The 22,829-nt window shown below is 67.9% G+C and carries 23 protein-coding genes; 17 read left to right on the top strand and 6 right to left on the bottom strand.

All coding sequences use genetic code 11. From position 1 onward, the window contains the following. Nucleotides 1-39 precede the first annotated feature (39 nt). The 15 genes from J7I84_RS13590 to J7I84_RS13520 all read left to right on the top strand — a co-directional run bounded on the left by J7I84_RS13590 (nt 40) and on the right by J7I84_RS13520 (nt 14,520). On the top strand, nt 40-921 hold the full coding sequence (locus tag J7I84_RS13590; RefSeq protein ID WP_214945088.1) for a shikimate dehydrogenase: 882 nt from the start codon (nt 40-42) through the stop codon (nt 919-921). Beyond that, the gene (locus J7I84_RS13585) at nt 921-2,813 is read left to right on the top strand and encodes a bifunctional sugar phosphate isomerase/epimerase/4-hydroxyphenylpyruvate dioxygenase family protein (RefSeq protein WP_214945087.1); all 1,893 of its coding nucleotides are present in this window, start codon (nt 921-923) and stop codon (nt 2,811-2,813) included. The genes J7I84_RS13590 and J7I84_RS13585 overlap by 1 nt, the downstream gene beginning before the upstream one ends. A gap of 36 nt (nt 2,814-2,849) precedes the next feature. Beyond that, the gene (gene pcaH, locus J7I84_RS13580) at nt 2,850-3,722 is read left to right on the top strand and encodes a protocatechuate 3,4-dioxygenase subunit beta (RefSeq protein WP_214945086.1); all 873 of its coding nucleotides are present in this window, start codon (nt 2,850-2,852) and stop codon (nt 3,720-3,722) included. Between the two features lie 2 nt (nt 3,723-3,724). Then, nucleotides 3,725-4,282 carry a protocatechuate 3,4-dioxygenase subunit alpha gene (gene pcaG / locus J7I84_RS13575; RefSeq protein ID WP_214945085.1) on the top strand — a complete coding sequence of 186 codons (558 nt, stop codon included), beginning with the start codon at nt 3,725-3,727 and terminating at the stop codon, nt 4,280-4,282. After that, nucleotides 4,279-5,757, top strand: a complete 1,479-nt coding sequence (locus J7I84_RS13570) for a lyase family protein (protein ID WP_214945084.1) — start codon at nt 4,279-4,281, stop codon at nt 5,755-5,757. The genes pcaG and J7I84_RS13570 overlap by 4 nt, the downstream gene beginning before the upstream one ends. Further along, nucleotides 5,750-6,568: an alpha/beta fold hydrolase gene (locus tag J7I84_RS13565; RefSeq protein WP_214945083.1), complete on the top strand. Its 819-nt coding sequence runs from the start codon at nt 5,750-5,752 to the stop codon at nt 6,566-6,568. The genes J7I84_RS13570 and J7I84_RS13565 overlap by 8 nt, the downstream gene beginning before the upstream one ends. Nucleotides 6,569-6,603: 35 nt before the next feature. Continuing rightward, the gene (gene pcaC / locus J7I84_RS13560) at nt 6,604-7,020 is read left to right on the top strand and encodes a 4-carboxymuconolactone decarboxylase (RefSeq protein WP_214945206.1); all 417 of its coding nucleotides are present in this window, start codon (nt 6,604-6,606) and stop codon (nt 7,018-7,020) included. Next, nucleotides 7,017-8,237: a thiolase family protein gene (locus J7I84_RS13555; RefSeq protein ID WP_214945082.1), complete on the top strand. Its 1,221-nt coding sequence runs from the start codon at nt 7,017-7,019 to the stop codon at nt 8,235-8,237. Before pcaC ends, J7I84_RS13555 begins: the two co-directional genes overlap by 4 nt. Before the next feature lie 4 nt (nt 8,238-8,241). After that, nucleotides 8,242-8,931 (top strand): 3-oxoacid CoA-transferase subunit A, encoded by a 690-nt coding sequence (locus J7I84_RS13550; protein ID WP_214945081.1) that lies wholly within the window; start codon nt 8,242-8,244, stop codon nt 8,929-8,931. Between the two features lies 1 nt (nt 8,932). After that, nucleotides 8,933-9,613 carry a 3-oxoacid CoA-transferase subunit B gene (locus J7I84_RS13545; RefSeq protein ID WP_214945080.1) on the top strand — a complete coding sequence of 227 codons (681 nt, stop codon included), beginning with the start codon at nt 8,933-8,935 and terminating at the stop codon, nt 9,611-9,613. 35 nt (nt 9,614-9,648) lie between these two features. Continuing rightward, nucleotides 9,649-10,461, top strand: a complete 813-nt coding sequence (locus tag J7I84_RS13540; protein WP_214945079.1) for an IclR family transcriptional regulator C-terminal domain-containing protein — start codon at nt 9,649-9,651, stop codon at nt 10,459-10,461. A 197-nt stretch (nt 10,462-10,658) separates the two neighbouring features. Then, nucleotides 10,659-11,837, top strand: coding sequence for a Re/Si-specific NAD(P)(+) transhydrogenase subunit alpha (locus J7I84_RS13535; protein ID WP_214945078.1), 1,179 nt, complete (start codon nt 10,659-10,661; stop codon nt 11,835-11,837). After that, entirely contained in the window at nt 11,837-12,157 is a 321-nt protein-coding gene (locus J7I84_RS13530; protein WP_214945077.1) for an NAD(P) transhydrogenase subunit alpha, read from the top strand. Before J7I84_RS13535 ends, J7I84_RS13530 begins: the two co-directional genes overlap by 1 nt. Continuing rightward, complete coding sequence (locus J7I84_RS13525; protein WP_214945076.1) at nt 12,154-13,527, top strand: NAD(P)(+) transhydrogenase (Re/Si-specific) subunit beta; 1,374 nt, start codon at nt 12,154-12,156, stop codon at nt 13,525-13,527. The genes J7I84_RS13530 and J7I84_RS13525 overlap by 4 nt, the downstream gene beginning before the upstream one ends. Nucleotides 13,528-13,599: 72 nt before the next feature. Next, on the top strand, nt 13,600-14,520 hold the full coding sequence (locus J7I84_RS13520; protein ID WP_214945075.1) for a diacylglycerol kinase family protein: 921 nt from the start codon (nt 13,600-13,602) through the stop codon (nt 14,518-14,520). A 22-nt stretch (nt 14,521-14,542) separates the two neighbouring features. Here J7I84_RS13520 and J7I84_RS13515 read toward each other — a convergent pair whose 3' ends face one another. From J7I84_RS13515 to J7I84_RS13490, 6 genes are all read right to left on the bottom strand, one after another. After that, nucleotides 14,543-15,268, bottom strand: coding sequence for an aspartate/glutamate racemase family protein (locus J7I84_RS13515; RefSeq protein ID WP_214945074.1), 726 nt, complete (start codon nt 15,266-15,268; stop codon nt 14,543-14,545). Between the two features lie 8 nt (nt 15,269-15,276). Then, nucleotides 15,277-16,704 carry an amidohydrolase family protein gene (locus J7I84_RS13510; protein ID WP_214945073.1) on the bottom strand — a complete coding sequence of 476 codons (1,428 nt, stop codon included), beginning with the start codon at nt 16,702-16,704 and terminating at the stop codon, nt 15,277-15,279. A 45-nt stretch (nt 16,705-16,749) separates the two neighbouring features. Beyond that, a complete protein-coding gene (locus J7I84_RS13505) occupies nt 16,750-17,538 on the bottom strand; it encodes an aspartate/glutamate racemase family protein (RefSeq protein ID WP_214945072.1) in 789 nt (262 codons plus the stop codon). Then, nucleotides 17,535-18,221 carry a GntR family transcriptional regulator gene (locus J7I84_RS13500; RefSeq protein WP_214945071.1) on the bottom strand — a complete coding sequence of 229 codons (687 nt, stop codon included), beginning with the start codon at nt 18,219-18,221 and terminating at the stop codon, nt 17,535-17,537. Before J7I84_RS13500 ends, J7I84_RS13505 begins: the two co-directional genes overlap by 4 nt. Nucleotides 18,222-18,299: 78 nt before the next feature. Further along, a complete protein-coding gene (locus tag J7I84_RS13495; RefSeq protein ID WP_214945070.1) occupies nt 18,300-19,658 on the bottom strand; it encodes an MFS transporter in 1,359 nt (452 codons plus the stop codon). 252 nt (nt 19,659-19,910) lie between these two features. Continuing rightward, complete coding sequence (locus tag J7I84_RS13490) at nt 19,911-20,747, bottom strand: ACT domain-containing protein (RefSeq protein WP_214945069.1); 837 nt, start codon at nt 20,745-20,747, stop codon at nt 19,911-19,913. A gap of 155 nt (nt 20,748-20,902) precedes the next feature. Here J7I84_RS13490 and J7I84_RS13485 point away from each other — a divergent pair, with 155 nt between their 5' ends. Both J7I84_RS13485 and J7I84_RS13480 read left to right on the top strand, forming a co-directional pair. Continuing rightward, nucleotides 20,903-21,979, top strand: coding sequence for an FUSC family protein (locus tag J7I84_RS13485; RefSeq protein WP_214945068.1), 1,077 nt, complete (start codon nt 20,903-20,905; stop codon nt 21,977-21,979). Nucleotides 21,980-22,054: 75 nt separating this feature from the next. Then, nucleotides 22,055-22,798: an IclR family transcriptional regulator gene (locus J7I84_RS13480; RefSeq protein ID WP_214945067.1), complete on the top strand. Its 744-nt coding sequence runs from the start codon at nt 22,055-22,057 to the stop codon at nt 22,796-22,798. Nucleotides 22,799-22,829: the final 31 nt, after the last annotated feature.

Below are 22,829 nucleotides of genomic sequence, written 5' to 3'. Positions count from 1 at the left end.
TCCGCTGCTGCCCGGTGCCGTACCAAAGGAGCTGCACGCATGAGCAATCAAACTGAGTCCTACCTGGTGGGACTGGTTGGCGATGGCGTGATGCCATCGCTCACGCCGCCCATGCACGAACGGGAAGGCGACGTCCAGGGCCTGCGCTACCTGTACCGGCCCATCGACCTCCTGGAGCTGGGGCTCACCGGGGAGTCCGTGGGCGCCATCCTGAACTGCGCCCGCACCCTGGGCTTCAACGGCCTGAACATTACCCACCCCTGCAAGCAACTGGTCCTGGAGCACCTGGACGAAGTGAGCACCGATGCCCGCCGGCTTGGCGCCGTGAACACCGTGGTGATCCGCGACGGCAGGTTCATCGGCCACAACACCGACTTCTCCGGCTTTGCTGCCGCGTTGGCTGCCGGCCTGCCCGGTGCACGCCTGGACCGTGTGGTGCAGCTTGGCGCCGGCGGGGCCGGATCCGCCGTCGCCTACGCCTTGCTGACTGCCGGCGTGCAGACGCTGGATCTCGTGGACATGGACCCGGCCAGGGCCGCCGCACGGGCTGCCGAACTCCAGGGCTTCTTCCCGGACAGCACCGTTGCAGCGCGTACGACGGCGGAGCTGCCGCAGCTGATGCGCGGGGCCGACGGCCTGGTGCACTGCACCCCGGTGGGCATGGCGGCCCACCCCGGCGTCCCGCTGGACCTGGACCTCCTGGAGCCCCGGCACTGGGTGGCGGACATCGTCTACCGCCCCATCGACACCGAACTGGTCCGGGGCGCCCGCGCCAAGGGCTGCGAGGTCCTGGACGGCGGCCGGATGGCAGTGGGCCAGGCTGCCGACGCGTTCCGGATCTTCACAGGCCTGGACGCGGATCCGGACCGGATGCGCAGCCACTTCCTGGAGCTCGTGGCCGCAGAGGAGGTGGCAGCCTGATGCGCACCGGAATCGCCACCGTCTGCCTGTCCGGGACCCTGAAGGAGAAGATGCAGGCCTGCGCCATCGCCGGCTTCGACGGCATCGAGATCTTCGAACAGGACCTGGTCACCTCACCGCTCAGCCCCGAGGACGTACGGAAGATGGCCGCCGACCTGGGGCTGGGCCTGGACCTCTACCAGCCGTTCCGGGACTTCGACGGCGTCACCCCTGACCTGCTGAAGGCCAACCTCCGGCGCGCGGAGGCCAAGTTCAAACTCATGGCGCGCCTTGGCATGGACACCATCCTGGTGTGCTCCAACGTTGCCACCGCCACCATCGACGACGACGGCGTCCGCGCCGAACAACTGGCACAGCTTGCCAACCTCGCCGGGGACCACGGCGTTAAGGTGGCCTATGAGGCGCTGGCCTGGGGCAAGTACGTCAACGACTACGAGCACGCCTACCGCTTGGTGGAGATGGTGGACCACCCCAACCTGGGCACGTGCCTGGACTCCTTCCACATCCTTTCCCGCGATTGGGACACCGCGCCGATCGAGAACATCAACGCGGACAAAATCTTCTTCGTCCAGGTGGCGGACGCCCCCAAGCTCTCCATGGACGTCCTCTCGTGGAGCCGCCACTACCGCGTGTTCCCGGGCGAGGGGCAGTTTGAGCTGGCCAAGTTCATGGGCCATGTGGTCCGGGCCGGCTACACCGGGCCGGTATCGCTCGAGGTCTTCAATGACGTGTTCCGCCAGTCGGACGTGGAGCGCACGGCGGTGGATGCCATGCGGTCGCTGATCTGGCTCGAGGAGCAGAGCGCCAAATGGCTGGCAGGCACCGACGCCGGTTCCGACGCCGGCTCCCCTGCCGCCGCCCGCCGTCGTTATCCCATGGAACTGGCCACGCTGCCCAAGGTGAACGAACCCGCCGGCTTCAACTTTGCCGAGGTGAAGGCGGACGATACTGCCCGGCTGGAGAAGCTCCTGGGCCAGCTCGGTTTCCAGTTCGAAGGCCGCCACCGGACCAAGGACGTCCAGCTGTGGACCATGGGCCAGGCGCGGGTCATCATCAACGAACAGGCCGCGCAGCACGCGGAACCGGCCATCGCCGCGCTGGGATTCGACGTCGATTCCCCCGTGATTGCCTCCGCCCGGGCCCAGCAGCTCAAGGCCCCCGTGGTGGCCCGCAAGGTCCAGGCGGACGAGGAAGTGTTCCAGGGCATCTCCGCGCCGGACTCCACCGAAATCTTCCTCTGCCAGGGAAGCCCGGACGGCACCGCGGCGTGGACGCACGAATTCGGGGAAGGGCTGGAACACCCTTCCGCAGGAGCCAGGGCGGTCATCGACCACGTCAACCTCGCCCAGCCGTGGCAGCACTTCGATGAGGCCGTCCTCTTCTACACCAGTGCCCTGGCCCTGGAGCCCCAGCCGTTTGCTGAGGTTCCCAGCCCCAGCGGCCTGGTTCGCTCGCAGGTCATGCAGACCTCCGACGCCGCGGTGCGGCTTGTCCTGAACCTCGCCCCGATCCAGCGGGCACGGAACGAGGCCCGCAAGACCTACCAGGAACACATCGCCTTCGCCGTGGCGGACCTCGTGGCCACCGCCCGGGCTGCCCGGGAGCGCGGCCTGGAATTCCTGCAGATCCCGGCCAACTACTACGAGGACCTGGACGCGCGGTTCGACCTTGAGCCGGGATTCCTGGCCACCCTCCAGGAACTCAACCTGCTGTTCGACCGGGATGCCGACGGCGAGTTTCTGCACTTCTATACGGCAACCGTGGGCAGTGTGTTCTTCGAAATGGTGGAACGCCGCGGCCGGTACGACGGATACGGCGCCCCCAATGCCCCGGTGCGGCACGCAGTGCAGTACGACTCGCTGCACCGCACCAGCCAGACCGCAAAACACTAGACGCAACAAACCCAACAGATCAGAAAGGAGCCAGCCATGCCGGAAGACATCACCGCTGAGCTGGAGTCGGAGGAACTCGTGCCCCCGGCCGAACCCAAGGCTGCCCACCAGCCCCTGGACAAGGCCATCGAGTCGCAGGCTGACCTCAGCGCAGAGATCAGCGCCATCGGCGAGGCCTACCGGCGGGCGCTCAAGGACGGTGGCCAGCCGGAAATCCAGCCGCGCCTCGACTACCCGCCGTACCGCAGCAGCATCCTCCGCCACCCCACCAAGAGCCTGCAGCACGCGGACCCGGAAACCATCGAGCTCTACTCGCCGGCGTTCGGGCACCAGGACGTGCATGCCCTGGAATCGGACCTCACCATCCAGCACAACGGCGAGCCGCTGGGCGAACGGATCATCGTGTCCGGAAAAGTCCTGGACGGCGACGGCCGCCCGGTGGCGGGCCAGCTCGTGGAAATCTGGCAGGCCAACTCCTCCGGCCGCTACATCCACAAGCGCGACCAGCACCCTGCACCGATCGACCCCAACTTCACGGGCATCGGCCGCTGCATCACCGGCCCGGACGGCTCGTACCGGTTCACCACCATCAAGCCCGGCGCGTACCCGTGGAAGAACCACCTGAACGCGTGGCGGCCGGCACACATCCACTTCTCGCTGTTCGGCACCGAGTTCACCCAGCGGATCATCACCCAGATGTACTTCCCCGGTGACCAGCTCTTCCCGCTGGATCCCATCTACCAGACCATCGTGGACCAGGACGCCCGAGACCGGCTGGTGGCCACCTATGACCACAGCATCACCGAGCCCGAATGGGCCCTGGGCTACAACTGGGACATCGTCCTGACCGGTCCCAAGCGGACCTGGACCGAAAACGAGGCGCTCGGCGCCGCCGGCGACGAGGAGTAGACATGAGCACCAAACTGGTACCCACCCCCGGCCAGACCGTGGGCCCGTTCTACGGCTACGCGCTCCCCTTCGAGAAGGACAACGAACTCCTGCCCCCTGGTTTCCCCGGCTCCATCCGCCTGCAGGGCACCGTCTACGACGGCGCCGGCCACACCATCCCGGACGCCATCCTGGAAATCTGGCAGCCGGACGCCGACGGCAAGATCGTCCAGCGCACCGGCTCACTGGTCCGTGACGGCTACACCTTCACCGGCTGGGGCCGCGGCGCCGTGGGCAACTCCGGCGTCTTCACCTTCACCACCGTCAACCCCGGCCCCACCAAGCCGGGGGCCGCACCGTTCATCTCGGTGGCGCTCTTTGCCCGTGGCCTGACCAACCGCCTGTTCACCCGCATCTACCTGCCGGAGGACACCGAGGCGCTGGCCAACGACCCCCTGCTGGGCTCGCTCGACCCGGAGCGCCGCAAGACGCTCATCGCCCGCCGCGACCCTGACGGCGGCCTCACCTGGGACATCCGCCTCCAGGGCGAGGGCGAGACAGTCTTTCTGGACTTCCAGTGACCCACGCCGCCGCCCTGGGAGATCTGCGCGCCTTCGCGGAGGAGGCCGACGCCGGCCTGCTCAGTCCCGTCTCAGCCTTGCCGTTGGTGGCGGCGCTGACGGGGGACCGGGCAGTGCTGGCGGCCATCCTCGCCGTCGAATCCGGCTGGGCCGCCGTGCTGCAACGGGCCGGGCTGGCACCCGCCGGCTCGGCCGCCGTCGTCGCTTCCGCTGCCGAGGTGGGGCGCTACGACCTGGCCGATGTTGTGCTGCGCGCCCAGGGCGGCGGTAATCCGGTGATCCCGCTGCTGGCGGACCTCCGGAGGAACGTGGCGGCGCTGGACACCGCCGGGGTTGGTGCCGGGAAGGCCGTGCACAACTCCCTGACCAGCCAGGACGTGCTGGACACCGCCCTGATGCTGCTGGCCCGCAACACAGTCCACGCCATAGTCGCGGACCTGAAAGGCATCACGACGGCGCTCGCCGGCCTGGCAGGGCAGCACGCGGAGACGCTGTGCGTGGGAAGGAGCCTGACGCAGCATTCGCTTCCTTACACCTTCGGGCTGCGGGCTGCGCAGTGGTTCCAGGGCGTGGCCGCCGCCGGCCGGCAGCTGGAGGCCCTGGAGTTCCAGGTCCAGTTCGGCGGTGCCGCAGGAACGCTGGCGGCCGGAACCGTGCTGGTGGAGGGCTCTCCGACGACACCCTTCACCCTCGCCGATGCGCTGGCAGCCCAGCTGGGCCTGGCACCGGCCCCGGCTCCCTGGCACACCAACCGCGTGGCCATCACGTCCCTGGGGCATGCCCTGGCGTCCGTATTGGACGCCTTCGGCAAGATCGCCGCCGACGTCCTGTTCCTGAGCCGGCCCGAGGTGGCTGAGCTCGCCGAACCGCGCGCGGCCGGGCGGGGCGTGTCCTCCGCCATGCCGCAGAAGCAGAACCCTGTCTTGTCCGTCCTGGTCCGCAGCGCGGCGCTGCAGGCACCACAGCTGGCCGCCCAGCTGCACGTGGCTGCCGCCAACTTCAATGACGAACGCCCGGACGGCGCCTGGCACACCGAATGGCCGGCCCTGCGCCAGCTGCTGGCCCTGGCCCTCGGTGCCGCGGGCCACCTCCGCGAACTCGCCGAAGGGCTGCGGCTGTTCCCGGACACCATGCGCCGCAACCTTGACCTGTCCGGCCCGCTGCTGCTGGCCGAGGGCGTGAACGCCGCCGTGGCTCCGCTGTTGGAGGAGAAGGACGGCCGCAGCGGCAAGCAGCAGCTGCAGGAGGTGGTGGATCGGACGCTGGAGGCGCCGCCGACGGAGCAAGCCGCGACCTACCGCAAGCTGCTCCGCGAAGCCGTCCCCGCCGCCGTCGTTCCAGACGCCCGGCTGGAAGACCTCCTGGATCCTGCCAGCTACCTGGGCCAGGCAGCCGAAATCGCCCGCCGCATCCTGGCTGCCTTCCCTGAATTTGTTTCCACCACCACTGACGCGAACGGAGCTTCCCGTGGCTAAGCCAGCCTTGAAGGCAGCGCTGCTGTCCCCCCAACGAGCCCTGGGCGACCATCCCCTGATAGTGGTGGGTCCGTCCCTGGGCACCTCGTCGATCCTGTGGAACAGGGTGACGTCCCTGCTCGGCAACGACTACGACGTGGTGGCCTGGGACCTGCCCGGCCACGGCGTCTCGCCCGCCGCCGCCGAAGCGTTCGGCGTCGGCGAGCTCGCCGACGCAGTGGTGGACCTGGTTGATTCCATCGCCCCCGGCGAAACCTTCCACTATGCAGGAGTCTCCCTGGGCGGCGCCGTGGGCCTGCAGCTGGGCATCAAGCACGGGGGGCGGCTGAAGAGCCTCTCCGTGCAGAACAGCGGCGCCAAGATCGGCACCCCCGAAGGCTGGCTGGAGCGCGCCGAAACCGTCCGCACCCAGGGCACGCCCGTGATGATCCAGGGATCCGCGGAGCGCTGGTTCGCGCCCGGCTTCATGGACCGGGAACCCGAGTTCGGCAGCCGGCTCCTGCACGCACTGCGCGACGCCGACCGCTTCAGCTACGCCTTCTGCTGCGAAGCGTTGGCGGCATTCGATGTGCGACAGGAGCTGGGCAGCATCGGCGTCCCCACCCAGGTCATCGCCGGGTCCCTGGACGGCGTGGCTACGCCCGCCATGGCCGAGGAAGTGGCAGCGGGAATCACCGCCGGGGGCGGCACCGCGACGGCGGTGACGGTTGAGGGGATCGCGCACCTGGCGCCCGCGGAGGCACCCGCGCACGTCGCCGACCTGATGCGCGGCCTGGCCACCTGGGCAGAATCACGGCAGGCAACCAAGTGAGCGGCACCGAACAGCCGGGCACTGAACACCACGGCATGGAGCGCCACGGCGTTGTCCAGCCAGGTGCCACCAGCCAGGAAATTTACGACGGCGGCATGGCGGTCCGGCGCGAAGTGCTTGGCGACGCGCACGTGGACCGGGCCAACGCCAACAAGGACGCGTTCACCGAGGACTTCCAGGACATGATCACCCGCATCGCCTGGGGTGGAATCTGGACCCGACCGGGCCTGACCCGCCAGATGCGCTCCGCGGTGACCATCACCGCCATGGTGGCTCACGGGCACTGGGAGGAACTGGCCATGCACATCCGCGCTGCGCTCAGGAACGGCCTCAGCAGGGACGAAATCAAGGAAATCCTGCTTCAGACCGCCATTTATTGCGGCGTCCCGTCCGCCAACACAGCTTTCAAAACGGCCCAGCAGGTCTTTCGAGAAATGGACACCACCCCATGAACCAGGCTTTTGTGTACGACGCCGTGCGCACCCCGTTCGGGAAGTTCGGCTCCGGCCTCGCGGCCGTCCGTCCGGATGACCTCGCCGCGCACGTGATCAGGGAATCCGTGAAGCGCGCTCCGGCGCTGGATCCGGAGCGGATTGACGAGGTCGTCTTTGGCAACGCGAACGGCGCCGGGGAGGAGAACCGCAACATCGCCCGGATGGGCACCCTGCTGGCCGGGCTTCCGGTGTCCATTCCGGGCACCACGGTAAACCGGCTGTGTGGGTCCTCGTTGGATGCCGCCATCATCGCCTCCCGCCAGATCAACGCTGGCGACGCCGACCTGATGCTGGTGGGCGGCGCCGAGTCGATGTCCCGCGCCCCCTGGGTGCTGCCGAAGACGGAGAAGCCGTACCCGGCCGGGGACATGACCCTGGCGTCCACCACCCTCGGTTGGCGCCTGGTGAACAAGGCCATGCCCACGGAGTGGACCATCTCGCTGGGCGAGGCCACCGAGCGGCTGCGCGAAAAGTATGGCGTGACGCGGCAGGCGCAGGATGAGTTTGCCGCCGCGTCCCACAATCTGTCCGCCGCCGCCTGGGATGAAGGGTTCTACGACAACCTGGTGGCCCCGGTTCCGGGCACCGGCCTGGTGCGGGACGAGGGCATCCGCCCCGGTTCCACTGCTGAAAAACTGGCTGCCCTGAAGACCGTGTTCCGGAATGAACCGGAGGGCGCCGAAGCAGGCGGCACGGTCACCGCCGGCAATGCATCCCCGCTGTCCGACGGCGCCTCCGCGGCCTGGATCGGGTCTGAGGCTGCCGCCGGGCTGCTGGGGCTGGACCCGCTGGCCCGGATCGCCGGGCGCGGCGCGCACGCGAACGATCCGCAGTACTTCGGTTACGCCCCCGTGGAGGCAGCGAACAAGGCCCTCGCCAAGGCGGGGATTGGCTGGGACGAGGTGGGCGCCGTCGAACTTAACGAAGCCTTCGCCGCGCAGTCCCTGGCCTGCATCAACGCCTGGGGCATCGATCCCGGTATCGTGAACCGGCACGGCGGCGCCATCGCCATGGGACACCCGCTGGGGGCCTCGGGCACCCGGATCCTGGGCACCCTTGCCCGGTCCCTGCAGGCCTCGGGCGAACGCTGGGGCGTCGCCGCCATCTGCATCGGCGTGGGGCAGGGCCTGGCCGTCGTGCTTGAAAACGTTACCGCTTCAAACGGAAAGGCCTAGGCGCATGCTGAGTTTTGTAGATTCGGTCCAGTCCGCCGTGGCGGGGATCAAGGACGGTTCCACCGTGATGATCGGCGGGTTCGGCAACGCCGGGCAGCCGTTTGAGTTGATCGACGCGCTGCTGGAATGCGGCGCCACCGACCTGACCGTGGTGAACAACAACGCCGGCCAGGGCGACCAGGGCCTGGCGCTGCTGATTAAGGAGGGCCGGGTGAAGAAGATGATCTGTTCCTTCCCCCGGCAGTCCGATTCCTGGCACTTCGATGCCCAGTACAAGGCCGGGCAGATCGAACTGGAACTGGTCCCGCAGGGCAACCTCGCCGAACGCATCCGCGCCGCCGGTGCCGGGATTGGCGGGTTCTTCACCCCCACCGGCTACGGCACCATGCTGGCCGAGGGCAAGGAAACCCGCTTCCTGGACGGCAAATGGCAGGTCTTCGAAACCCCCATCCACGCCGACGTCGCCCTCATCAAGGCACTCAAGGCCGACGGCAAGGGCAACCTGGTCTACCGGAAGACCGCCCGGAACTTCGGCCCCATCATGGCTGCTGCCGCGAAACACACCATCGTGCAGGTGTCCGAGATCGTGCCGACCGGCGGGCTCGACCCCGAGAACGTGGTCACCCCGGGGATCTATGTCAACAGCATCGTCAAAGTTGCCGGCAGCGGCAGCACGGCAGGGAAGGCGGCCTGAGATGAGTCTCACCGACACCAGCATCAAAACTTCTGAGACGCCGCTCGGCCGCGATGACCTGGCACGCCTGGTGGCCAGGGACATCGCACCCGGATCCTTCGTGAACCTCGGCATCGGCCAGCCCACGCTGGTGTCCAACTACCTCACCGAGGAACAGAACATCACCCTCCACACGGAGAACGGCATGCTCGGCATGGGCCCCGCCGCCGAGGGCGACCAGATCGACGGCGACCTCATCAATGCCGGCAAGATCCCCGTCACCGAGCTCCCGGGGGCGTCCTACTTCCACCACGCGGACTCGTTCGCGATCATGCGCGGCGGGCATCTGGACATCTGCGTCCTGGGAGCGTTCCAGGTCTCCGCCACCGGCGACCTCGCCAACTGGCACACCGGGGCACCCGGGGCGATTCCCGCCGTCGGCGGTGCCATGGACCTGGCCACCGGCGCCAAGGACGTCTTCGTGATGATGACCCTCCTGACCCGCGAAGGGGCCTCCAAGATCGTGGAGGCCTGCACCTACCCCATCACCGGCGTCGGCTGCGTCACCCGCGTCTACACCGACAAAGCCGTCTTCCTCACCGGACCTGAAGGCGTCAGCGTCCGGGAAACCTTCGGCTGCACCCTCGAGGAACTCCAGGAACTGGTCCCCGTCCCGCTCAAGGCCGCGCCCGCCGCCGGATGAGCCTGCGCCCGTCACCGCACCTAGGATTGGACACCATGACCGACGCCGCAGGGACTGCCATTCAACCCGCCCCACAAGCCAGCGACCAGTATGTCCAATCACTGGCCCGGGGTCTGGCAGTGATCCGTGCCTTCGACGCCGACCGTCCCGTGATGACGCTCACCGAGGTGGCTTCCCGCACCGGCCTCACGCGGGCCACGGCGCGCCGGTTCCTGCACACCCTGGTGGAGCTCGGGTATGTGCGGACCGACGGCAAGACGTTCGCGCTCACCGCCAAGGTCCTGCAGCTGGGGTTCGCGTACCTTTCCGGGCTGTCGCTGCCGCAGCTGGCCCAGCCGCACCTGGAGGAGTTGTCCCTCAAGCTGGGCGAGTCCACCTCGGCAGCCGTGCTGGATGGCACCGATATCGCTTACGTCGCGCGCGTGACCAGCCGCCGAATCATGACCGTCGGCATTACGGTGGGTACCCGCTTCCCGGCCTATGCCACGTCCATGGGCCGGGTGCTGCTTGCATACCTTCCGCCCACGGACCTCAGGGCATACCTGGCGGCCGCCGAGGTCAAGCCGCTCACGCCGCGCGCCCTGGGCACCGTGCCCGAATTGCTTGGTGTGCTGGAGACCGTCCGCGCCCAGGGCTGGTGCCTGCTGGACCAGGAACTCGAGCTGGGGCTGATGTCTGTGGCCGCGCCGGTGTATGACGGGCCCAAGGTGGTGGCCGCGGTGAACGTATCGCTTCAGGCCCAGTCCGTGGAGGCCAAGCCGGACCCTAAGGCCTACCTGGCCTCCGTGGCGGAGGAAATTGTGGCCACGGCCAAACTGATTTCAGCGGACCTCACGGCCCGGGGGTAGCAGTCTTCGATGCGCCAGCCGGAGCCGGCGGGGGTGCTAACGGGAGGGACGCCGCCGGGAGCACTCGGGCTGACAGGTGAATCGTTACCCACACCGTCTCCGCCGCCTACTCCCGTCACGGCCCGCTGCGCTCTAGACTCAAGCCAACTGCGTGCAGCAGAGCCGCTGCACAGCTCGTCAGGAAGAGGAGTCGGCGGGTGAAACTGGGGATTCCGCGGGAACGCCGGGAGGGTGAGCGTCGCGTCGCAGCCACTCCGGATACCGTCAGGCAGCTGGCGGGAATGGGGCTGGACGTCCTGGTGGAAACCGGGGCAGGGGACGGCGCCGGGCACGCCGATTCCGGCTACCAGCAGGCTGGCGCCACCATCGTCCCGGAACTGGACACCACCGTCCTCGACATCCTGGCCCACGTCCGGCCCCTGGACCCGCACACTGCTGCGTCCCTGCAGAGGGGAGCCGTGACAGTGGGGCTTGCCTCGCCGTCGTCCGAGCTGCCGGCCGTGCAGGCGCTCGCGGACAACGGCGTGACTTCCTTTGCCCTGGAACTGGTGCCCCGGATATCCCGTGCCCAGTCCATGGACGCCCTGACCTCCCAGGCCCTGGTGGCCGGGTACCGCTGCGTCCTGGAGGCCGCCATCAGGCTTCCCCGGTTCTTTCCGCTGTACATGACCGCGGCGGGAACCGTCCCCCCGGCCCGCGTCCTGGTGCTCGGCGCCGGCGTGGCGGGGCTGCAGGCCATCGGCACCGCAAAGCGCCTGGGTGCCAGGGTCTTTGCCAACGACATCCGCCCCGCCTCCGCTGACGAGGTCGCTTCGATGGGCGGCACCTTCGTCCGGCTGGACCTTGAGACCGTGGAAGCGGCGGGCGGCTATGCACGGCAGTTGAGTTCCGACGCCGGCACCCGGCAGCGGCAGTTGCTGGCACCCCACGTGGCGCAATCGGATGTATTGATTACGACGGCGGCGGTCCCCGGGCGGCCGGCACCCCTTTTGGTGACCTGCGAGATGGTCCAGGGAATGCGCGCCGGTTCGGTGGTGGTGGACCTCGCAGCGGAGTCCGGCGGCAACGTCGAGGGCTCCGTGCCGGGGCGGGACGTCCTGATTCCCACGGCCGACGGGACGGGACACATCACGCTGGTGGGGCTGAAGGATCCGGCCTCCGCGATGGCATCGGATGCCTCCCGCCTCTACGCCAAGAACGTGGCGAACCTGCTGGCATTGCTGGTGCGGGACGGAAACCTCACGCTGGATTTCGAGGACGAAGTGGTGGCCGGAGCCTGCCTCACCCACGCCGGGGAGGTGCGGCACCAGCCCACTGCGGACCTGCTGGCGGTCCGGACGGCCACGGCTGTGGCCGGGCAGGAAGGAGCGCCCTGATGGACGGAACAGCGCTGCTGACTATTACGGTGCTGGCGGTGTTCGTCGGTTTCGAGGTGGTGTCCAAGGTTTCCAGCACCCTGCACACGCCGCTGATGTCCGGTGCCAACGCCATTCACGGGATCATCCTGGTGGGGGCCATCATCGTCGCCGGCCAGGCAGCGGACCCTTGGGTCCTGGCGGTGGCGCTGCTCGCCGTCGTGCTTGCCACGGCGAACCTGGTGGGCGGGTTCGTGGTGACGGACCGGATGCTGCACATGTTCCATGCCAAAAAGGACGCGGCCCGGACTGTCACAGGACCCAAGGGAGGCAGCAAGTGAGCCTCCTCGACCCCGTCTGGACCTCCCTGCTCTACCTCGCCGCGGCGGTGTGCTTCATCCTGGCCCTGCGCGGGCTCAGTTCCCCGCGGACGGCCCGGCGCGGCAACCTCGTGGGGGCACTCGGGGCGTTGATCGCCGTCGCCAGCGTCTTCCTGTCCGCCCGGCTGGAGAACATCCCCTGGATCCTGGCCGCCATGGCCGTGGGTTCCGCGGTGGCGGCACCGGTGGCCCGGCGGGTGAAGATGACCCAGATGCCGCAGCTGGTGGCGCTGTTCAATGGAGTGGGCGGCGGTGCGGCGGCCCTGGTGGCGCTCCTGGAGCTGGGCCATGCCGAGAATGCGTGGGTCCGGGTGGCGATCGTCTTCACATTGCTGGTGGGTGCCGTGTCATTCGCCGGATCGGGCGTCACGTTCGCCAAGCTGCAGGAACTGATGACCACCCGGCCCGTGGTGTTCCCCGGCCTGCCGGTGGTGATGTCCCTGGTCCTCCTCGCCGCGGTGGCCGCCGGGGCGGCTGTGGTCCTCACCGGGTCGCTGCCCCTTGCGGTCCTGTTGCTGGTGCTGGGCCTGGCCTCCGGAATCCTGCTGGTCCTGCCCGTAGGCGGCGCCGACGTGCCCATTGTCATCTCGCTGCTGAACGCCTTCACCGGCCTGGCCGTCGCGGCATCCGGCCTGGTGCTGGGCAACGTTCTGCTGGTGGTGGCCGGCACCCTGGTCGGCGCCTCGGGCACCATCCTGACCCGGGCCATGGCGGCCGCGATGGGCCGGAGCGTGGCGGGCATCCTGTTCGGGGCTTTCCGGGGAGGTTCGACGGCGGGCTCCACCGCCGTGAGTCAGCGTCCGGTCCGATCGTCCTCACCTGAGGACGTGGCAGTTCTTCTGGGATACGCCCAACGGGTCATCATCGTCCCCGGCTACGGGCTGGCGGTGGCACAGGGCCAGCACACGGCCGCTGAACTGGCCCTGGCACTGGAAGCCCGGGGCATCGAGGTGGATTTCGCCATCCACCCCGTGGCCGGCCGGATGCCCGGCCACATGAACGTACTCCTGGCGGAGGCCAACGTGCCATACGAGTCACTCAAGGAGATGGGCGAAATCAACCCGGAGTTCAAGACCACCGATGTTGCCCTGGTGGTCGGCGCCAACGATGTGGTCAACCCGGCCGCCAAGACTTCCTCCGGGTCCCCGATTTACGGGATGCCCATCCTCGAAGTGGCGGAGGCCCGGCAGGTGGTGTTCCTCAAGCGTTCCATGCGCCCTGGCTTCGCCGGCATCGAGAACGACCTGCTGTACGAGCCCCAGACCTCCCTGCTGTTCGGAGACGCGAAGGACTCCCTGGCCCAGGTGCTGGGCGCGGTCAAGGCGCTGTAGTCGTGGAACGGCCCCCGCGCCGGGATACCCTTCTCTCAGAAGCTTGCTTTCCATCCGCCATTAGAGGACGCCATGACTGAGACCAGCTCCACTTCGCCAAAACGCGCCGCCATTGTGATCAACCCCGCGAAGACGGTGGATGTCGACGTACGCGAACTCATGGCCAAGCACTGCGAGGAGAACGGCTGGGGCGAAACCCTCTGGTTCGAGACCACCGAGGAGGACCCGGGCGTCGGGCAGGCCAAGGAGGCCCTGGCCCAGGGAGCGGATCTGGTAATCGCGGCCGGCGGCGACGGGACGGTCCGCTGCGTGGCCGAGGTTCTTGCAGGCGGCGATATCCCCATGGGCCTGCTGCCGCTGGGGACCGGAAACCTGCTGGCCCGCAACCTGGGCATCGACGTGACCGACTATGACAGTGCCCTTTCAGGAGCCCTTGTGGGCACCGACAGGAAGATCGACGTAGTCCGCGCCCGCCGCAGCGACCCTGACAAAGAGCAGCTGTTCCTGGTGATGGCCGGCATGGGCTACGACGCCACCATCATGGCGGACACCAACCAGGAGCTGAAGCACAAGGTGGGCTGGCTGGCCTACGTGGACGCCGGCATCCGGAACCTTCCCGGCAAACCGGTCAAGGCAACCGTGGTGATTGACGGCAAAGAGGTAGTCCACCGGGGTGTCCGCAGCGTGATGGTGGGCAACTGCGGCAAGGTCCAGGGAGGCCTCGAGATCTTCCCGGATGCCAAGATCGACGACGGCCTGCTGGACATTGCCGTCCTGGCGCCGCACCACGGCAAGCTGGGCTGGCTGTCCGTGCTCGCCGGCATCATCGGCAAGGGCAAGAACAAGGACACTTCCGTGGAGTACTTCCAGGGCAAGACTGTAGAGATCACCCTGGAGCACAACGACGACTACCAGCTGGACGGCGACCACGAAGGCGAAGGCAAGCACGTGCTGATGGCCATGGAGCCGGGAGCGCTGACGCTGCGGATGTAGGGGCTGCGGCTGCTGGGGCCAGCTACCCCAGCAGCCGGCCCCAGCGCGGGTCCAGCAGCGGCGCACCGGCCAGCTTCAGGGCGTGCCAGAGCGTCACCGCCACGGAATCCAGCACGGGAACCCCGGTGGCTTCCTCGATCTCCGCCGTGATGTTTGCCCCGTACAGGTTGGTACACAGGTACACCAGGGCATCGGGAGCCGCGGCGGCGAGTTCCAGGGACCCCGGGCGCATTTCCTCGTCGGTGACCCGGGCAAAGGACTCGTTGTCGCTCAGGCCCAGGGCCCGGTGGTCCACGGTCTTGATGCCTTCGCGCTCGTACGAGGCAATGACCTGGTGGTTCACGTCCTCTGTGTAAGGCGTGAAGAGGCCGATCCGTTCGGTACCGAACGTCCGGAAGGCCTCGAGGTAGGCAAGGGTGGAGGTGGTGGCCGGGATCCCGGTGGCGGCCGTGATCCCGCCGGCCAGTTCCTTATCGTGCTCGGAACCCAGCCACGAACCTGACGTGCCGTTCCAGGCGATCACGTCCACATCCGCCGTCGCCAGGAGCCGTCCTGCCTCCTGCATGACCGCGGGATCGAATTGCCGGTTGGACGAGTCGTCCAGGGCGATGCGGGTTACGGGGATCCGGGTGGAATGCACGGTGACATCGGTGCGGCCCCCCAGGAGGCGGTAGGTCTGTGGCTCCAGGCAGGTGTTCGAGGACGGCACGATCATGCCAATCCTGCGTGGGCGTGTGGTTGCAGGCATGGGGACTCCTAGAGAGCGGCTGCGGGGAGTTGGGTGGCTTCGGCGGCAGACTGGTGCTGCCGGAAGCCGTTGCGGTTGATGAAGCGGCCCACGGTGCCGGGATCGTGGAAGCCGGCCGCGTCCAGGACCACGCGTCCGTTGGAAACCACGACGGCGGGCCAGCCCGTGAGTGCGTTCCCGTCGAAGGGTGAAAAGTCCGTTCCCATGTGCAGGGCTGCGCCGTCCACCGTGCGTTCCTCGGCGGGATCGAAAACCACCAGGTCGGCGTCGAATCCCTCGGTGATGCGGCCCTTGCCGGGAACAGCGTTGATCCGCGCAGGTTCCGAAGCGAAGGCGCTGACGAACTGTTCCACGGTTGCACCGGCGGAAATCATCGCGGTGAAGGTGACTGGCATCCGCGTTTCCACTCCTGGCAGTCCATGCGGCATGGCACGTAGGTCATCGGTGCGCTCGCGCTTCTGGGACAGGTCATAGCAGGAGTGGTCGGAGGACATGGTGTGGATGGCGCCGGAAACCAGCCGCTCCTTGAGGGCTGCCACTGTTTCCGCGCTGCGCATGGGCGGGCAACAGGCGAACCACTCCGGAAACGTGGAGGCGTAGACGGTGTCGTCCAGGGTGACGTAGTGCGGGCAGGTTTCGGAGTAGGCCTCCAGCCCCCGGTCCCGCGCCTCGGACACCAAATCCACGGCGCCGGGCGTGGACTGGTGGACGAAATAGACCGGCGCGCCCGTGTATTCGGCCATGGCCAGCGTCTCCTTCACGGAGATCTCCTCGGCCAGCTCGGGCCGGGTCCTGTGCAGGTGTTCGATGCCGATCCTGCCGTCCTGGGCATGCTGTTCGGTGCAGTCGGCAATGATGGGATCGTGTTCGGCGTGGATGTACGCCAGGCCGTCCAGCCGCACCATTTCGCGCATGACTTTAAGGATGGTGCCGCCGTCGGCCATGGTGGTGCCGCGGTTGGTGGTGTACATCTTCACCGAACGGACGCCTTCGGCGGCCAGCTGCTCCAGCTGCCACGGCACCGTTTCATCCCAGCTGACCACGGCGCCGTGGAGGGCGACGTCGCAGCGGGACTGGGTGGCGAGTTCCTTCTTGTGCAGGACGGCGGCCAGGGGAGTTTCCTGGGCGTCGCGGGGGATTCCGAAGTCGATGATGGTGGTGGTGCCGCCCCACAGCGCGGCGGTGGACGTGGTCCGGTAGTCGTCGAGGGTGCGGAAGCGGCCGGTCACCTGCGCCACATGGCAGTGTCCGTCCACGCCGCCGGGAATCACGAGCTTGCCCGTGGCGTCGATGGTGCGGTCCGCCGTCGGGACTGGCTGGGCGGCGTCCACAAGGGCGGCGATCCGGCCGTCGGAAACCACGATGTGGGCTTCCTGGCGGCCAGTGCTGTTGACGACCGTGGCGTTGGCGATGACGAGGTCTGGCTGGTGGGACATCGGTGTCCTCCTGGGTTGGTGAAGTCTGGGTTGGTGAAGTCGGATTCAGGCGGTTGGCTGCGGGGCGCGGGCGTGCTCCTGGCGGGCGGCGAGGGCGGCGTCCAGGCTGCCGGACAGTCCCTTGCGGTCCTTGGCCGGGGGCGGCGCGAAGGCGCCGGCGCGGTGGGTTCCTGACTGCAGCCCGGCCACGGCCTCAGCCATGCGGATGCCGGCGGAAATGCCGTCCACCACGGGGACGGGAATCTGTCCCGTGAGCTCGCGGGCCAGCCCGGCCAGCGGGGCGCCGGCAAGGATGACGACGTCGGCTCCGTCCTCGGCCACGGCCTGCCGGCTGAGCGCCAGCAGGGTTTCGCGGAAGTCCTGCTGGACGGAGGCGATGCTGTTGAGGGAATCATTGATGGAGCGGATGGAAGCCAGCCTGCCGGACAGGCCGAAACGCTCCACGCACTCGCGGTACCAAGGCTTGATCCGGTCCGAGATGGCGATAATTGAGAAACGATGGCCTTGCAGCGCCGCTGCGCACAGCGCGGCTTCGGTGATGCCGATGACGGGTACGTCCGCCAGTTCCTTGAGGGCCGGCATGCCGGGATCACCGAAGGCTGCAACCACCACCGCATCCACGGGGTCTGTTCCGGGGCGGGTGTGTTCGACGATGATCTCGGCCACCGCGCCGGCGGCAATGAGGGATTCGAAGCGGGTCTCGATGTATTCGACCCCGTGGCCGGCCGTCCGGACCAGCAGTCCGGTGCCGGGGGAGGCGGATCGGCGCGCCTCGGATTCGATCAGTGCGGTGACATCGGCGCTGATGTTGGGGTTGATGACCAGGAGTTTCATTTTCTCTTCCGGTGGAATTCTGGTTCGGTCTTCTGGAAGTCCTCCGGGAACTGCTCCCGGTACTTTCCGATGTGTGATGCGGACTGGGCGGCTGCCTTGTCCGGATCGCCGCTTGCGATTGCGGCGTAGAGCTCGCGGTGTTCGGCGATGAGTTCGGGCAGGTCGCTGACGTGCCGGAACAGCCAGTGCATCCGGCCCTGGAGGGGTTCCAGGGCGGACTTGAGGAAGTTGTTGTCTGCGATGCGGGTGATGGCGTCGTGGAATTCGCTGTTGGAGCGGTGCGCCTCCATCACCGCACCCTTGGCCAGGAACGCCTCCGCATTGTCCAGCAATGCCTTGAGGTAGGCGAGGTCGGCCTTGGTGGCCCGCTTGGCAGCGAGCCGGCAAGCCAATACCTCCAAGGACTGGCGGACGTCGAAGAGGTCCTCAACGTCCTTGGGGCTGAGGCTGCTTACTTCAGCCCCGCGGGCGCCGCGGTCACTGATGAGCCCTTCCTGCCGGAGCATCCGCAGGGCCTCGCGGACCGGCAGCCGGGATACGGAGAATTCGGCGGCCAGGTCGCGTTCCACCAACCGCGTGCCGGGAGCGTAGTGTCCTTCGAAAATCCGGGTGCGGAGGGTGTCCCGGACAGTCTCGCGGAGGGGGCGGTCCTTGTCCTGGGTCTCTTCTGCGGCGGTCAGCATGATGCTCCATTCGGATTTTGTGCGGCACTGCTCCCGGCTGCGGGGGCGTTGGTTGCAAGTTTCCCTGCGAGGGTCAGCTTAGACAGGAAGCCGCTTGTTGTAGTTCAGCGTCAGGACTGATGCGCCCATGATCACCGCGGAACCCACGAAGTACAGCAGCGCCCAGGTGTAGGAGCCGGTGGCTCCAACGATCAGGCCGACCACGATGGGGGTGACGAAGCCAGAGATGTTGCCGCTGAGGTTCATCGCACCGCCCAGGACGCCGGCGTTGGCGCGTCCCCCGAGGATGGCGGGGATGCTCCAGAACAGGCCCACCCAGCGCAGGAAGAACAGGACCAGCGAGAGCAGGACCACGGCGGTGGTGGCGTCAGGGACCACCGTGACGCCCACCAGTCCGCCGATCACCACTGCGCTGGAGATGCCAAGGAGGGTGCGCATCACCAGGTTGGCTGAGGCGCCGGAGGCCCGCCACTTGTCGGCGATGGTGCCGCCGATGATTTCGCCGACGAACCCGGCGCCGAAGATCACCAGCGTGGACCAGCCGATGGTCTTCAGGTCAAAGCCCTTGGCCTGGGCCAGGTACAGCGGGCCCCAGGTCAGCAGGCCGTAGAAGACGCCGTTGAAGCCCAGCCAGCCCAGGCACATTGCCCAGAACGACCGGAACTTGAGGTAGGGGAGCAGGCCGCGCCTGCCCGTGCTGCCGGCCGCGGCTGCTTCGGCGTCCTCTGCCTTGTGTGAGGCTTCGATATATGCGGCCTCGGCGTCGTTGACGCCCTTGTGCTGGCGGGGATTGTCCCGCACGTACCACCAGACGGCGAGTCCCATGAGGACGGTGGCGGCGCCGGCGATCACGAAGGACCAGCGCCAGCTGCCGGTGGAGGCGATGAGGCTGGCGATGATGATGCCGCCAAGGCCTGCTCCCAAGGGCGCACCGGCGTCGAGGATGGTAGCGCCGCGGCCGCGTTCGGACCTGTGCATCCAGATCGCGTTGAGCTTGCCGCCGGCAGGCATCACGCCGGCTTCGGTCACGCCGATTCCAAGGCGGGCGATGAACATGCTCAGGAAGCCGCCGGCCATGCCGGACGCCGCTGTGGCAGCGCCCCAGCCGAGGCAGGAGGCGGTCATGACCTTGCGTGGACCGAATTTGTCGATCAGCCAGCCCACGGGAACCTGCATCAGGGCGTAGGTCCAGAAGAAGGCGGACAGCAGCAGGCCCACCAGTTCGGGAGCGAGGTTGAATTCCTTTTGGATGATGGGCAGGGCGACGGAGATGGATCCGCGGTCGATGTAGTTGACCGACACCAGGACCAGGAGCAGCAGGAACAGCCGCCAGCGGACGGCGCTGCGCCGTTGCGTGCCGTCCTTTCCGGGCTTTTCGGCAATACCGGGAGCGGCCTCGTCGGACGGTGCCGTTGTTTCAGTGTTTGGGATGGACACGGCTTCTCCTTCACGGGGAAGTTTACGGATGGGGAGGGGCAAAAAAGATGCGTGGTTCGTAGTCGGCGGGCCTGGCCTGCCTACAGAGGGAGCAGCCGCTGGACGATCCGGAGCGCGGAGCGGAAACCCATTTTTGGGATCCCAATTTGGGATCCCAAAATCAAAGGTAGAAGTGACTCCCGCCACTGTCAAGGGTTTTTCCTCTCCGGCTGGCCGGGACGTCCCGCAAACGGATTGTGACTGCGCGCTGGCCTACGAGGGCGAGCCCGCCCGGTGGTGCGAAACAGTCTCAGCCAGCTCCGCCAGCCGGTGCGCGCGGGCCGATTCCGCGGGGGTAAAGGGCTCGCCTGGCCGGGAGAAGGTGATGGGGCCGTGCCATGCCGTGGGGATCTTAAGGCTGGTCCTGTCGTCGTCCGCTTTAGGGCGGGTGTCCGACGCCGGCACAATCTTTGCGTGCAGCAGCTCGGCCACCGCCAGGGGCAGTTCTTCCGGGGCGGCAGCGATCCTCGACGCAAGGCTCAATGCCCTGGTCTGCCCGTCAGCCATGGCAAGCGCCGTGGTGGGCCAAACGTGCGAACCGCTCCCGCCGCCGTCGCGCAATGCATCCAAAAGCTCCCGCTCGCCCACGTCACCCGGAGCCGAGAGCACGAATTCGTCCAGGACGCCTCCCGTAACCGGGTGGACGTGGATTCCAAGGATGTTGGTATCCAGCCGCGCCAGCGCCCGCGTGATCCGCTGCAGCGATCCGGGCTGGTCCTGGAGCAGCGTCCGCGCCCGCCACAAGGACGGGGCCGCTGCCAGCTGCCTGCGGTGCCGCAACGCCGGGGCATGCAGCCAGCCGCGCAGGATCCGGGCGGCGGACGGCTCGGCCACCCAGATGACCAGAACGGTGGCGGTGAGCGTCAGTACCAATACTTTCGCCACGTAGGGGAGTGGGGTCTCCACTACCAACGCATGGACCAGAAGCTCGATGGGCAGCATAACGGCCACGTTGGCCAGGGTAAGCCGCGCCTTGGGCGGCTCCGGCATCTGGCCGCAGACTTCGCAGCTCAGGTCAGCGGCGGGCGTGTTGTGCGTAGGGCGCTTCATGACTCAAGCATCATGTGGCGTTGTTTCCGCCGCGTTGCCTCCTGATTCCGTTCATGGGAACGTGCCGGGCAGTGCCGGGGGTCGGGGCCGTAGGATTTACCAGGAACGTCAGCGCGGCCGCCACCTGAATCCACCCCAAGGAAGGCGCTGCCCCCGTGAAGATGTTTGCTGAAATGTTCAGCATCGGCCCCGGCAACAAGGACCACCACCCGGCGCTCAGGTGCGCCGTCGGCGTCTTCGTACCCCTGATCACCCTTGTGCTGCTGGGCAGGCTGGACCTGGCGATCTTCGCGTCATTCGGCGCCTTCACCGGAATCTACGGCCGCGGTGAGCCGCACGCCGTGCGCTTTGTGCTGCAATTGCGGGCCGGGCTACTGATGCTGCTGGTGGTCTTCCTGGCCGCCCTCGCGGCGCGGCTGGGTCCTGCGCTGGGCCTTGATGCCGCCGCGCACACGTGGCTGCTGGTCCTTGCCACCACCCTGGTGGCCGGCGCCTGTTCGGTCGCAATCTCCTGGCTGCGGCTGCGCCCGGCAGGGTCGCTCTTCCACATCTTCGCTTTCGCCGCGATCGCATCCATCCCCAACCAGCCGCCGCTGTGGCAGGGCATGCTGGTGTCGGTCCTCACCACGGTGTTCGCGCTCCTCATCGGCTTCTCGTCCCGGGTCCTTCCCAGCCACCGCACCCCCTGGGCCAGGCCGCCCCGCATCCGGCGCACCCCGGCGGAGAAGCGGACGGCGTGGCTTGAGGGGTTCGGCTACCTGGTGGCGGCGGGCCTGGCCGGTTCACTGGCTACGTGGGCAGGGGGCCGGCTTGGATTCGGCCACAACTATTGGGCGATGGTGGCCGCCGTGGTTCCCCTGGTGGGCCACACCACCAGACACCGGGTACGCCGCGGCATCCAGAGGATCATCGGCACGGTGTTGGGCCTGCTGGTGCTGGCGGCCGTCCTGCTGCTGGGCTTGGAGCCCTGGCAAACGGTGCTGGTAATGGCGCTCTGCCAGTTCGGCGCCGAGATGTTCATCATCCGCCAGTACCTGGTGGCCCAGGTGTTCGTCACGCCCCTTGCCCTGGTGTCAACACTGCTGGTGGTCCCGGCCTCGGCGTCCATTTTGCTGCGCGACCGCATTATCGAGACAGTCATCGGCGCCGCCGTCGGCATTGCCGTGGTGCTTGCCCCCGGCGCGTGGCGGCGGCTGCGGAGCAGGGCGGGTCAGGGGCCGGCGGCGGCCTGAGCGCCTCCCCGGCCACACCCTATGGCCGCACCGGCGCGGTACGCTGGACTTCCCGTTCAACGGAAGGTGGCGGCGGTGGCGAACTCGAGCTCGGGCGATTCGGTGGTGGACCGGATTGTGCGGCTGATTTCCGCCTTCCCGCAGGACGCCACCGACCTTCGGTTGTCGGAACTTGCGGAGCGTTCGGGCCTTCCGCTGACCACCACGCACAGGCTGGTGGGCCAGCTTGCCCGGCATGGGCTGCTGGAGACCGCCCCCGGCGGACTGGTGCGGCCGGGGCTTCGGCTGTGGGAACTGGTGAACCGCGCCTCACCGGCGCTGGCGTTGCGGCAGGCGGCGATGCCCTTCATGGAGGATATCCAGCAGGTGCTGAACCAGAACGTGAACCTGGCGGTGCTGGACGGCTGGGAGGCATTGTTCGTGGAGCGGCTTTCCCGGCGGGGCTCCGTGGCCAACCGGGCCCAGGTGGCAGGCAGGATGGCCATTCATATCTCGTCCGCCGGGCTGGCGCTGATGGCCCATCAGGACAAGGCGCTGCAGCAGGAGTACCTGCGCCAGTTCGCCGACCCGTACGGAAAACTGGCTGCGGACGACGTGCGCACCCTGCTCGCCGACACCTCACGGCAGGGCTTCGCACAGCTGAAAGGCGTGGTGGATCCGGACACCTGCGGCATAGCCGTTCCCGTCCTCAACCGCCGCCACCGCGCGGTGGCGTCCCTCGGCGTCGTGGTTCCCCTGCGTGAAATGCGGCTGCAAGCCCTGGTCCCTGCACTGCAGACGGCGGCCCGCGGTATCGCCCGGGGCCTGGCTGAGTCCTGATTGCCCTAAGCCTGTTCCGATGAACGGAATT

It is taken from the genome of Arthrobacter sp. ISL-85, from assembly GCF_018613675.1.
GTDB lineage: Bacteria > Actinomycetota > Actinomycetes > Actinomycetales > Micrococcaceae > Arthrobacter.
The sequence above is the reverse complement of the archived record's forward strand: the minus strand, read 5'-3'. Positions and strand labels throughout refer to the sequence as shown.

What these genes read in the sequence shown, in the direction of transcription:
- J7I84_RS13590 (WP_214945088.1), top strand. Translation starts at nt 40, where the DNA reads ATGAGCAATCAAACTGAGTCCTACCTGGTGGGACTGGTTGGCGATGGC.
- J7I84_RS13585 (WP_214945087.1), top strand. Translation starts at nt 921, where the DNA reads ATGCGCACCGGAATCGCCACCGTCTGCCTGTCCGGGACCCTGAAGGAG.
- pcaH (WP_214945086.1), top strand. Translation starts at nt 2,850, where the DNA reads ATGCCGGAAGACATCACCGCTGAGCTGGAGTCGGAGGAACTCGTGCCC.
- pcaG (WP_214945085.1), top strand. Translation starts at nt 3,725, where the DNA reads ATGAGCACCAAACTGGTACCCACCCCCGGCCAGACCGTGGGCCCGTTC.
- pcaC (WP_214945206.1), top strand. Translation starts at nt 6,604, where the DNA reads ATGGAGCGCCACGGCGTTGTCCAGCCAGGTGCCACCAGCCAGGAAATT.
- J7I84_RS13555 (WP_214945082.1), top strand. Translation starts at nt 7,017, where the DNA reads ATGAACCAGGCTTTTGTGTACGACGCCGTGCGCACCCCGTTCGGGAAG.
- J7I84_RS13550 (WP_214945081.1), top strand. Translation starts at nt 8,242, where the DNA reads ATGCTGAGTTTTGTAGATTCGGTCCAGTCCGCCGTGGCGGGGATCAAG.
- J7I84_RS13545 (WP_214945080.1), top strand. Translation starts at nt 8,933, where the DNA reads ATGAGTCTCACCGACACCAGCATCAAAACTTCTGAGACGCCGCTCGGC.
- J7I84_RS13540 (WP_214945079.1), top strand. Translation starts at nt 9,649, where the DNA reads ATGACCGACGCCGCAGGGACTGCCATTCAACCCGCCCCACAAGCCAGC.
- J7I84_RS13530 (WP_214945077.1), top strand. Translation starts at nt 11,837, where the DNA reads ATGGACGGAACAGCGCTGCTGACTATTACGGTGCTGGCGGTGTTCGTC.
- J7I84_RS13520 (WP_214945075.1), top strand. Translation starts at nt 13,600, where the DNA reads ATGACTGAGACCAGCTCCACTTCGCCAAAACGCGCCGCCATTGTGATC.
- J7I84_RS13515 (WP_214945074.1), bottom strand. Translation starts at nt 15,268, where the DNA reads ATGCCTGCAACCACACGCCCACGCAGGATTGGCATGATCGTGCCGTCC.
- J7I84_RS13510 (WP_214945073.1), bottom strand. Translation starts at nt 16,704, where the DNA reads ATGTCCCACCAGCCAGACCTCGTCATCGCCAACGCCACGGTCGTCAAC.
- J7I84_RS13505 (WP_214945072.1), bottom strand. Translation starts at nt 17,538, where the DNA reads ATGAAACTCCTGGTCATCAACCCCAACATCAGCGCCGATGTCACCGCA.
- J7I84_RS13500 (WP_214945071.1), bottom strand. Translation starts at nt 18,221, where the DNA reads ATGCTGACCGCCGCAGAAGAGACCCAGGACAAGGACCGCCCCCTCCGC.
- J7I84_RS13490 (WP_214945069.1), bottom strand. Translation starts at nt 20,747, where the DNA reads ATGAAGCGCCCTACGCACAACACGCCCGCCGCTGACCTGAGCTGCGAA.